Origin of the sequence: Kosmotoga sp. DU53 (genome assembly GCF_001639905.1) — a bacterium.
GTDB lineage: Bacteria > Thermotogota > Thermotogae > Petrotogales > Kosmotogaceae > Kosmotoga > Kosmotoga olearia.
Genome location: NZ_JGCK01000015.1, coordinates 116441 through 126824, shown reverse-complemented (window position 1 = coordinate 126824; position 10384 = coordinate 116441). Strand labels below are relative to the sequence as shown.

Sequence of the window (10384 nt, the reverse complement as noted above, 5' to 3'; positions counted from 1 at the left end):
GCCAAGGCGCCTGGCTATTGCTAGCTTGCTTAACCCCTCTCTGTACAATATTCTGATTTCAAAGACCTGCTTTTCCGTTTAACATCTGAATACCTCCTTTTCTATCTGAGATATTCAGATGTTACTACTCAATTCTTACCGATGTTTTTGCTCATTTTTGACCGACGTTTTTACTATTTTATAATCGATGTCGACAAGGTGATAGTAAGAGGAGAACACACACCGAGAGAAATGCTTAAAAGTCCTGTGTTTTGGTTTATATGGACAACCTTTGCTCTAGTGATTGCGGGGGGATTTATATCTCTTGGACTTATCTCATCTTATGGTCAAAAAATCCTTGGCTTAATTCCCATAGAGGCTGCAATAGCGACGTCCATTTTTGCAGGTTTTAATGGGTTTGGCAGACCAGTAGCAGGATATTTGGGCGATAAATTTGGTGTCGTATGGGTTATGCTCATCATTTACATCATACAGGCAATGACGCTTATATTCTTCCCTACCTTTGTAGTAGATCATTTGTCATTGTATATCGCAGCTGCTTTTTTGGGATGGGGGTTTGCTGTAACATTGGCGCTTTTCCCGACACTGACTTCCATATGTTTTGGAACGAAACACTTAGGTACCAACTACGGATTGGTATTTACAGCCTTTGGAATCGGTGCTATTGCCCCCGTGGTAGGTTCATGGTTATTTGATGTTACGGGAAGTTTTACTCCTGCGTTTATTTCCGCGGGTATAATGACAGCAATAGGTGTGATTTTATCCGTAGTTCTCAAAAAGAAGTACGCATTGCCATAAATTTGAAAGAACATGTACTGCTGATAAAGAAGTTTGACAGCAACAGAGGTCGGAATTGCCTGTGACAATAAAATTGTTTGCAACAACTATTTTTTAGAGAGCGAATTCCTTTGATGGCGAAGTTAACAACATTACCCGACGCAAGTTTATCAGCACTGATTGTTGCTGGCGATTTCAGGTATAAACCATGCAGCATTTTCTTACATCGCTGCTTGCTAACAAGTAACGACTGACAACTAGATTTTTCTAATTTTGTATCCTTCATGAGACAAAGCATTTATTGCCGTTTCTAAGTCTTCATCTTTGACCAAAATGTAGTTTGTATCATATGTGGAAATGACAAATATACTTATGTCTCGTTTAGCTAAAACTGTGCTGATAGAGGCAAGAATTCCAACAAGTGAAAAATCCAGGGGTCCTTCAAGTTTCATTATTTTCCAGTTCTTTTCGCTTTCAAATTCGTTTGCGTGGATAATATCCGGAGAACATACGATGGAAACTTGGTCAGCTGTCTTTGTTATTGAAAAAAACTCGCTATTTTTGGAAAAGTCAAGAATTGATGCGACATTATCTACCTTGCAAACTGCATATTTTCCTTTTAATATGGTTATTACCAGCTTTTTTCTAACACAGTTCCGCTCCCCAATCCTTTCACATATTTGAACAGCTTCGCTTATAAATGTACAATTGTCTGACATTTTCTCCGAATATATCATAAATTCTTTAAGTTTACACTCTAGCAGCAGGCTGAAAGGATTCGATATACGAAACTTTCTTTGAGAAACCTTTAGATTTTAGTTTTCGGGGATTTGAGTAGTTGAGATGAGTTTTGTATAATATTGGTGAGTTAAAGAAGGAGGTGATGAAAGTGAAAAATAAGACGGTTATTTTCCTCGCAATCCTGGTTGTCTTGACCTTTAGTGGATGTTTGAGCTGGATCAGTTTTTGGGTGGCGTTACCGGATGGGCTTTTTGAGCCAGTGGAAATTGGAATTCCTTCCACTTATGGAGTCACGGTAAGCTCGTCTGAGACTATGGAATTGCCGATACCATCTGTGAACGATCTTTCGCAAGAATTGGAATTACCTCTTAATCCTTACATAGACGATATCAAGCTTTACCTGAACATCTATTGGGAAACGACAGACTCAACACCGCTTTCAATGAGAATGTATCTTTCAATAACTGATTATTCAGAAGCTGAGGCTGACAAAATAGTCGATGCAGTTATCGAACCTAACCAGGAAACAACAATCGAACTCACCACAGAGATAGAGCCAATTGCAAATTTACTTCCATTAATGAATGAAAACGGCGGAGCTGCTTATTTGGTAAGTTATATTGGAGCTGCAACAACTGCACCATCAACAATAACATTAAGCTTTTCAGGTGAGATTAAAGTTAGCCCTTTTAGTGGTGATAATTGATGGACTTAGAGAAGAGCGGGTTTAGGATATTGAAAAAATGAGAATCTAAGATTTTCTAACGCAGGGGCACAGCATGCTGTGCCCTTGTTTTTATACTGGTAATTTTTTTCTTTATTCCAAAAAAGATCTTACCACCTGCGAAGCAGTTCGAAACAACTCCGAAGGAGTTCGCAACACTGGCGAAGCCAGTCGTAACCACGCGAAGCGTGCGCAGCCGGCCGCAGGCCATCCATACCACTATGGTTCTTTCCGTATCCAAAACACGAGAGTCCGAGACCCGAGAACCGAGAGAGCCGCTTCGCGGCGGATACGAATCCCTTTTGGGATTGATCCGAACTCTTTCAGAGTTGTCACGAACTCCTTCGGAGTTGACCCGAACTGCTGCGCAGTTGATGTGCGCCTGCGGCGGAAAGCAGCTACGCTGCTGAAGTGCTTGACTACGTCTTGAAAGCTTCAGACACTGTCATTCTTTAGAAGTCAACGGATACCTGTCATTCTGGAAATCTTCTATCCAGAATCTTATCTGCCACTGTCATTCTGGAAATCTTCTATCCAGAATCTTAATCCGCCACTGTCATTCTGGAAATCTTCTATCCAGAATCTGTGCCTCTTAACTACGAGATCCTGAATCAAGTTCAGGATGACAATCTCTGTGAGGGATCTTCCAAGCCACGGTTGGTAGCTCACTGAGGCGGAAAAAACATAATCTAATCCGCCGTAGGCGTGATACAACTGCGAAGCAGTTCGAAACAACTCCGCAGGAGTTCGCAACACTGGCGAAGCCAGTCGTAACCACGCGAAGCGTGCGCAGCCGGCCGCAGGCCACCCATACCACTATGGTTCTTTCCAAACTTATGAGTATGGTGATAATAAACTTGGTTATTTTTACGTGTTTCCATACCACTATGGTTCTTTCCAAACAAAGCATGTGTCGAGAACGATATCGACACATTTCAGGGTTTCCATACCACTATGGTTCTTTCCAAACGAGACGGTCTCCGCGGTTATCGAGAGGTTCATTAAGTTTCCATACCACTATGGTTCTTTCCAAACGAAGCGCAAGGAACGTGCGCTGAAGTGCGGAACTTCGTTCCGGACGCTTACAAGGATGACGCTTGCAGAGGCCGACGCTTGCAAGGCTGCTGTAACAGCTCGCATAACTGGTTTTTACTTCAACGTTGTGAGCCTCAGTCTTCGAACGTCGCTCCATCAGCTGACAGCGTCCGCAAGCCTCATGGCCGCAGGCCACCCATACCACTATGGTTCTTTCCAAACCGGTACATGTGAAGCTATTCCCACTTGCGCAGAAAGGTTTCCATACCACTATGGTTCTTTCCAAACCTAAATGATCACATATACAAGAAAGCTTGGATATATAAGTTTCCATACCACTATGGTTCTTTCGAGGCGCGAAGAGCGTACGCGCCATGCTGACTTCGTCAGGACTAGCACACTACGTGTGGACTTGTGCTCCTTCGTCGCGGCTGTGCGGCTCTTCGAGCCGGACTAAAGCATGTTCTAATCCGCCGAAGGCGCAAAGCCGTTCCACAGGAACGCATAGCCACTGCGAAGCAGTTCGAAACAACTCCGCAGGAGTTCGCAACACTGGCGAAGCCAGTCGTAACCACGCGAAGCGTGCTGATCCGGCTGCAGGCCACCCATACCACTATGGTTCTTTCCAAACAACATGGAAGCCCCGGAAAACCGGGGCTTAATCCTTGAAGTTTCCATACCACTATGGTTCTTTCCAAACTAGAAATCTCTTCTTTGGGAATATTTCTTAGCGAATTCAGTTTCCATACCACTATGGTTCTTTCCAAACAATTTCCTGGAATGAATCAAAGAACACAAAAAAAGAAAAGTTTCCATACCACTATGGTTCTTTCCAAACTATTGGTGCCCTCCAGAACTTGATGACTGGAAAGCAGTTTCCATACCACTATGGTTCTTTCCAAACTAATACTTTTCTTTTAGATGTTCTCGATGAATTTGAGTTTCCATACCACTATGGTTCTTTCCAAACGATGAGGCTGCAAGAATAAAGGAATCTGTGTGGAAGTTTCCATACCACTATGGTTCTTTCCAAACGGCAATTTGAAGATGAATGCTCCCGATGGTTATCAGTTTCCATACCACTATGGTTCTTTCCAAACAGTATATATTACAAGGAAATTATAAGGGAAAGCAATGCGTTAAGTCAAGGGAATTTGGGAATTTTTGCTGTTTGAGGGGACAAATATTTCTATAAAGTTAATCCGGGGGGGATTTATAGGTATAAGTGCTTTATCTGAAGCGGGATACCGTAAACCCTGTGAATGTAAACGAGTTGACAGTCAAATGACCAAGGATTTGTCGGATCTCTGTTAAGAATTTTAGAAATTATCTAAATAGCGTTGGTGAGCAAGAATAGAAACTAAAGGCCTAAAATTTTACCGGACGGTTGATTCGACGAAGGTCTGTGACAAATGCATTAAGCTCTGAAAGCAACTAATAAAAATGCAAATAGTACGATTTAACGATGTATAAAACGAGTGTTTAACATCTGACGGTAACAAACGTAACGTAATTTAACAGAGATCCGACAATACGGAAAGCGAACTAACGTTTGTGAATGAGAATAATAGTCGATTACGGAGGAGTGTTACAAAGTGAAGTCAAATGACTGAATTTGGAAAACGAGAAAGGTTTTGTAAATAAAAAATTAAGCCCCTCTTAGAGGGGCTAAGGGTGAGGAGAAATAATTTTATGTTGGAATTAGTCTGTTTTATTGAACAACCCATAACCATAAGAAGTTTTTGCACCGATCCCATAATCTCGTAGGAAATTTAGAAATTCTTTCTTTACTTCCGACTTGAGATCATCTTCAATTTCATTTGTCGATAAGATCGTGAATCTGAAACGACTTCCTTCTTCAACAACAAGGTAAGTAACTGGATTCGGGTTGTACCAATCGTTTGGTGGTTTGTTATCTTTCATGTAATAGGGTTGGAAATGGTTATTGACTATATCTATGCTTATACGATACCTCTCTGGTATTGCATCTAAAAATGTTAGAATCCCCTTTACATGATCAATTCCATCTATATCTGTGCCAAAGAGTTTTCTAAAGATTTCCTTTTTTCGCAAAATGTGTTCTTTTGGCAACTCTTCCCGGATATAGTGTGTGAAAGCTCCTTTTATCGCTGTTCCTGGGATAATGGGAATACCGTAATTTCGTGAAAAAGTAAATCCTACTTCGAGTATTGAAGGATTTCCAGATCCAACGAGCAATCTGTAAGCAAGTGTTAAGGTTTTATCGAATACATGTTTGTTTTTTCCGTATTTTTTCTGTGATTTTTTTTCTTCTTTCTATCAAACTCTTTAAAAGTTTTTCATCGTATTTGCTGCATATTGTACTTGTTTCCATTATCTGTTTTGGTTCGGATAAATTTTTTGAATGTGAGTTTCTTTCCATTATTCCAAGGTATTTATTGAAGTAGAGGGAAGCATTTTTGATTTTATTTTTTTCTTTTAAAGTACTTATTTCATCAGGAGTTATCATTTTTTTCTTCCTCCTCTTCCTTAATGAGGATGTCAGCGTATCTTCTAAGCCAGGAAACCGCTTCAATTGCAAGTTCTTGGGCTCTTAAATATTTCTCGTTTTCCAACGGGGGAAATTGATCAAAGTCTTTGATGTTTAGATAAGTACTTGCAAGATCTTTCAATTGTTTAACGATTACTTTTGCAACTTCTTCGAACTCTTTTTTCTCTTTTTTCACGTTGTAAAAAGCCAGAGTTCCGTATAATCCATTTTGGACGATCATGCTTCCGAGACCTTTAATTTCCTGTTTATAGCTTTTTTGTTTTTCGTGAGATGTCATTTTAACTTCTTTGATTTTTTCTTTTGCCCATTCGTGAACCAGCATTATATCACCTTCTTAATCATTACAATACCCTTTCCAACTGTTTCTTTTCCACCTATTGAGATCACTTTGTTGTTGAGAGTGTCCAATTTTTTTAATGATTCCTTTCCAGGCATGATTTCACGGGCAACGAAATACATAACGGTATCTTGAGGTAAATACTCTTCGTACCAAAGAGCGCGATCTTGAACTACACCATTTTCCCCGATTCTGATTCTTGGAACTATTTCTGTCATTGACCTAACGATTCTTTGGAACATTTTGTCGCTGACGATTATTAGATCTCTTTTGATTTTGTTTTTTATATAATCATCTGGAGCACATTCAGATAGTACTTCGGCAATTTTGGAAACCTTCTCATCTTTTTTGGTACTCAATTTAAATTCCTCTATCCAGATTTCATTTTCGCCATTTTGGGAATCACAAACATATGCGATTTCGCAGTCTTGTACTTCGGGGGTGTCAAGATCCATGTCTGCCATTCTTTTGAATTTGTGAAGCACCATAGGGCAGGTAACCCAGACAAAAACTCTTTCAGGGCTCCGTACAGGAAAAAGCAATATTTTTGCTTCTGAAAATGCTACATTTCCTGGTTTGGTGGCACCTTTTTCTTCTGGAGAACTGCCAAAAATTTCAATTTCATCGTTTTTGTTTTTTATAAGCCCGGAATTTCTAAGGGATCCTTTTATTCCCTGTATGACAGGAAATCCTGTTGTTCTTTCTCTTTGAATTGGGAGATCAACTATTCCAACGTCTGCTCCTTTCCCGGCATGAATTTGTGTTTCTGCATAAAGGTAAAAAGCCATTTTGCTCATTTGTTATCCCTCCTTATATAATCCCAATTCATCACAAAATACTTCCCGTATCCAAAATCTGAAAATTCATCCGACACACTGGAGTTGAAAGGATTTTCCTGAGGATTGCCGTCCAGAAAATATACCGAACCAGCAGGAACAGCATGGTAAATTGGTTTTGGCTGGTTATTTAAAATGTCCCAACCACTGATGGCTTGTTTTCTTCCTATAATTGCAGAGATTATTTCTGTATCAAACAAACGTTTCGATTCAGGAATGAAGCCTCCTTTGAAAATAGATGGAGTAAGCAAAACAACAGCTGCCTTGCCATCTTGCAAGGTATCAAAAAGAGTTGTCTGAATCTTTCCAAATCTTATCTTTACGCTTCTTTGTTTCATACCAAGGAATACTTCATCAATGCCTTGAAGTAGTCGGGGTGTATCCGGGGAAGCGAAGCAGAAAAAACCTGCACCTTCAATGAATCTGAACGTTTTGATGGAATAGAGTTTACCTTCTTCAGCTTTTTTCAGTTTTTTTTCTAGTTTAATTCCTACTTTAGTTTCCACTTTGAACAGTTCTTCTGTTTTGGTTAGTTGTATGTTTTCTATGTTTCCTGCTTTTAGATTTTCAAGTTGTTTGAGTTCGATTAGTTGTTCCTCTGGTTGTTCGATTCCGTCTTTCATATAAGGTATCCATGGTAGGTTCAATTCATAGCCCATGTATTCCTTTCTTAGAGATTTATGAGGTTGCATGAATCCGTACTTCTTTTTTGCTTCATCATTATCTCCTTTATTTCCGTCTTCTGTATCTATTTTTTCTTCGAACAACCCCAATGGAATTGGAAAATAGTGTTTATCTTCTTTGAATAGGAATGGTCCGAAAATTTCTATTTTTCCAGCCGTTTGGCTGTCTCCTATGATTTCTTTGTATTCTTTTGGTATTTCTTTGTTGGGATCAATTCCGTTTTTTCTGAGAATGGCCGTTTTTAGGGCACCGATAAAGGTTTCTATTTTTGGTAAAGAGACCTTGCCGTTACCACCGATTTCAAAGGCTCTATTATCTCTGAAAGCAAGCCAATCCTCGGGTTCAAAATATATTACGTCGTATGTCATCTTTCATCACCTCTCAAGAGGAACTCTTGAATGAGAATTAAGTAAAGTGGTAAGTAAATGCACATCCATTTTTTATCTTCAGCACTGAAGAAGATTTTGTAGAAATCTTTTAGTTTTTCTTTTACAATTTCTCTATTTCCGCCTATCTCAGATTTTTTAAGAACGTATGCAATGTAATGCTCTAAAATTTCCTTTTTTTCGAGAAAGAGACCTTCTTCTTTAGAATACGAAGTTTCAAGTTTTCGGAGTGATCTCATGCTGACTTTTTCTTTGTGCAGAACATTAATGAGATCAGTAAGTTCTGAAATTACGTCGAAATTGTTTATATCCCATTCACTTCCCAGAGATGTTATCTGGCCTGAACGTCTTACAACGGAAATCTCAAAACTGTTTCTCCCGTAGAAATCTTTTGCTCTTTTTTCGGATGATCTTGCAATTTCAAGCGCGCTTCTCAATGGGAATTTATGGTTTACGACAGCAATACCAGCGCTCATTGTTGCTGTTCTTCCCATCATTGTGGCGTAAGGGATTTTGTTTATCCAAAGAATTTCGTCTTTGAACAAATATTTTTTCCCGTTTACTTGAAATGTTATTCCTCCAACTCCTGAGTAGACTTTTCGAATTTGGTTTGCGCATTGAAGCACGGAAGTTGCTGGAAGGAATGCAAGCACATCATCTCCACCGGAGTAAACAAGTTCTCCACCGTAGGCTTTTACGATATGCTCCACGATAGTTGAAAATATATTCAGCGTACGTGATATTGACCTATGGTAAGAAGGATTTACAATTTTTCGGTTAAATAACCATTCTTTGATATCTTCAGGGAGTTTTTTCAAAGCGTCGTTAGTAATTGTACCTTCAAGTATTTCCTTCACTTCTGGTGCATTCGATCCACTTACCCATTTTCCCATTCTGTCGCCATCCATAATAAGGATCGCAAAATAGGAGTTTTTAAAACTGCTCATTTCTTCGTAAATTTCAGGAAAAACTTTCTTGAGTCCATATTCATTTTTATCTTTGAGTTCATCTACTGAGGGGAATTTTATATTTTCAGCATAGGTTCTCTTGATGGCGTTTATTGTGCTCAGTTTGTCTATTTTTTCTACATCTTTTATTTCCACAATAGCTTTCATATCGCCTGCCAGACTGTCGCCATCCAACATTTTTCCGTTATGCATTGAAGCATCTTTAAAATATTTAAAAGGTCTTATCGCTTTTACAGCGTCCATCTTACTTCTGAGCAACCTGTACGTGTAGTTATAGAATGCGCCAGCATCAGGTGTATAGCCACCGCATTCCTTAGCTATTTTTTTGAGAAAATTCATATCTTCGTCTATTTCATTGTCAAAATAGAAGTCATCTATCACGTCTTTAATTTCATAGGGATAAAGAATCTTTTGGCTAGTGGTATATATTTCCGGGAAGGAGTTCAGTTGTTCTTCGAGGTATGAGTCATCGATAATTGCATCTTGGGTTCTAAGTTTGGTTAAAGCTTCATTTGCTATATTTTTCCACCGCTCTTTTATTACATTTTCAATATTTTTTAGAACGGGGGCTGTTTCAGATTCTGGTACTATCGCTACAAACCTGTTTGGAAGAGAAGCTACTTTTTTTGTTGGGTTCGGAAGTTTTTGGAATTCATCAATTAGATTTACGTCCCATTCTTTAAGTGAATCTTTGACAAATGAGGTATTTCTTACGGATGGGAATACTATACTGTCAAATCCGTAATTTTGACCGATATATTCAATACCCGCATATATTAGAAGAGACAAAAGATAACTGCCCGCCCATAAATCTTTGGTCTTTCTAGCAGCAGCTATAAAGCTTTGAACCGGACCTATTGAAACACTTATAAGGCTTGCTTTTATTAATTTGCCTTCAATACATCCAGCAAGGGCAGAGGTGGCTTCAAGATGGTCAACTATTGAGTGATTGGGATATCTGGTGTCAGCTGGTAGGAAAGAAGCCATATCAATTAGATCTGGAAGATGCCACCAGAGCGCATGGAATAGTCTTTCGTTTTCTGGGTTGCTTTCTTTGATTTTTCTGAGGTTATCTTTGAGGGTCCTGAATGCATTATCGTGATCTGGTAATAGATCTTTATCCAATATTTTTAATAGTGAGGCAGAAAGTGGGTGTTTAAATCCCTTTAGATCTTCAAGGGGGACGATTATTTTTTTTCCTCTTACTTGGAATGGCAATGGAATTCTATCCATTTCGCTGGCTATGTGGTCTTCTTTCCCTCTTTGATAGGGTATATCTAAAATTCCCAAAAGTGCTCTGGCTTCGTTTTCGTGATTTACTATGTCATATGCTTTAGTAAGAGGGTCATGCATTAATGCAGCGATT

The 10384-nt window shown here is 39.1% G+C and carries 9 protein-coding genes, 1 pseudogene and 2 CRISPR repeat arrays; of the genes and pseudogenes, 2 read left to right on the top strand and 8 right to left on the bottom strand.

Annotated elements, in window-relative coordinates:
• The first annotated feature begins 141 nt into the window (after positions 1-141).
• Positions 142-798, top strand: a complete 657-nt coding sequence (locus DU53_RS02485; protein WP_082853765.1) for an MFS transporter — start codon at positions 142-144, stop codon at positions 796-798.
• 236 nt (positions 799-1034) lie between these two features.
• Here DU53_RS02485 and DU53_RS02480 read toward each other — a convergent pair whose 3' ends face one another.
• The gene (locus tag DU53_RS02480; protein WP_082853764.1) at positions 1035-1496 is read right to left on the bottom strand and encodes an ACT domain-containing protein; all 462 of its coding nucleotides are present in this window, start codon (positions 1494-1496) and stop codon (positions 1035-1037) included.
• 170 nt (positions 1497-1666) lie between these two features.
• Between DU53_RS02480 and DU53_RS02475 the strand changes: the two genes are divergently transcribed.
• A complete protein-coding gene (locus DU53_RS02475; RefSeq protein ID WP_063727265.1) occupies positions 1667-2224 on the top strand; it encodes a hypothetical protein in 558 nt (185 codons plus the stop codon).
• A 519-nt stretch (positions 2225-2743) separates the two neighbouring features.
• On the opposite strand, the gene DU53_RS02470 is transcribed toward DU53_RS02475, so the two are convergent.
• From DU53_RS02470 to cas10, 7 genes and pseudogenes are all read right to left on the bottom strand, one after another.
• The gene (locus DU53_RS02470; protein WP_161484732.1) at positions 2744-2911 is read right to left on the bottom strand and encodes a hypothetical protein; all 168 of its coding nucleotides are present in this window, start codon (positions 2909-2911) and stop codon (positions 2744-2746) included.
• Positions 2912-3046: 135 nt separating this feature from the next.
• Positions 3047-3277: direct repeats of the CRISPR family, unit length 30 nt; unit sequence GTTTCCATACCACTATGGTTCTTTCCAAAC.
• Between the two features lie 600 nt (positions 3278-3877).
• A CRISPR array of direct repeats spans positions 3878-4377; the repeat unit is 31 nt; unit sequence AGTTTCCATACCACTATGGTTCTTTCCAAAC.
• 601 nt (positions 4378-4978) lie between these two features.
• Positions 4979-5503, bottom strand: a pseudogene (cmr6, locus tag DU53_RS02465) (type III-B CRISPR module RAMP protein Cmr6); the annotation flags it as partial.
• A gap of 13 nt (positions 5504-5516) precedes the next feature.
• Complete coding sequence (locus DU53_RS02460) at positions 5517-5765, bottom strand: hypothetical protein (RefSeq protein WP_063727259.1); 249 nt, start codon at positions 5763-5765, stop codon at positions 5517-5519.
• Positions 5752-6129, bottom strand: coding sequence for a type III-B CRISPR module-associated protein Cmr5 (cmr5, locus tag DU53_RS02455; RefSeq protein WP_082853763.1), 378 nt, complete (start codon positions 6127-6129; stop codon positions 5752-5754). Before cmr5 ends, DU53_RS02460 begins: the two co-directional genes overlap by 14 nt.
• Positions 6129-6941, bottom strand: a complete 813-nt coding sequence (cmr4, locus tag DU53_RS02450) for a type III-B CRISPR module RAMP protein Cmr4 (protein ID WP_063727257.1) — start codon at positions 6939-6941, stop codon at positions 6129-6131. The genes cmr5 and cmr4 overlap by 1 nt, the downstream gene beginning before the upstream one ends.
• On the bottom strand, positions 6938-8032 hold the full coding sequence (gene cmr3, locus DU53_RS02445) for a type III-B CRISPR module-associated protein Cmr3 (protein WP_063727256.1): 1095 nt from the start codon (positions 8030-8032) through the stop codon (positions 6938-6940). The genes cmr4 and cmr3 overlap by 4 nt, the downstream gene beginning before the upstream one ends.
• Positions 8029-10308: a type III-B CRISPR-associated protein Cas10/Cmr2 gene (gene cas10 / locus DU53_RS02440; RefSeq protein ID WP_161484731.1), complete on the bottom strand. Its 2280-nt coding sequence runs from the start codon at positions 10306-10308 to the stop codon at positions 8029-8031. The genes cmr3 and cas10 overlap by 4 nt, the downstream gene beginning before the upstream one ends.
• Between the last annotated feature and the right edge of the window lie 76 nt (positions 10309-10384).

Bases quoted from the DNA above. Each gene is read 5' to 3' on its own strand.
- DU53_RS02480 (WP_082853764.1), bottom strand. From the start codon at position 1,496: ATGTCAGACAATTGTACATTTATAAGCGAAGCTGTTCAAATATGTGAA.
- DU53_RS02485 (WP_082853765.1), top strand. From the start codon at position 142: ATGTTTTTGCTCATTTTTGACCGACGTTTTTACTATTTTATAATCGAT.
- cmr3 (WP_063727256.1), bottom strand. From the start codon at position 8,032: ATGACATACGACGTAATATATTTTGAACCCGAGGATTGGCTTGCTTTC.
- DU53_RS02460 (WP_063727259.1), bottom strand. From the start codon at position 5,765: ATGATAACTCCTGATGAAATAAGTACTTTAAAAGAAAAAAATAAAATC.
- cmr5 (WP_082853763.1), bottom strand. From the start codon at position 6,129: ATGCTGGTTCACGAATGGGCAAAAGAAAAAATCAAAGAAGTTAAAATG.
- cmr4 (WP_063727257.1), bottom strand. From the start codon at position 6,941: ATGAGCAAAATGGCTTTTTACCTTTATGCAGAAACACAAATTCATGCC.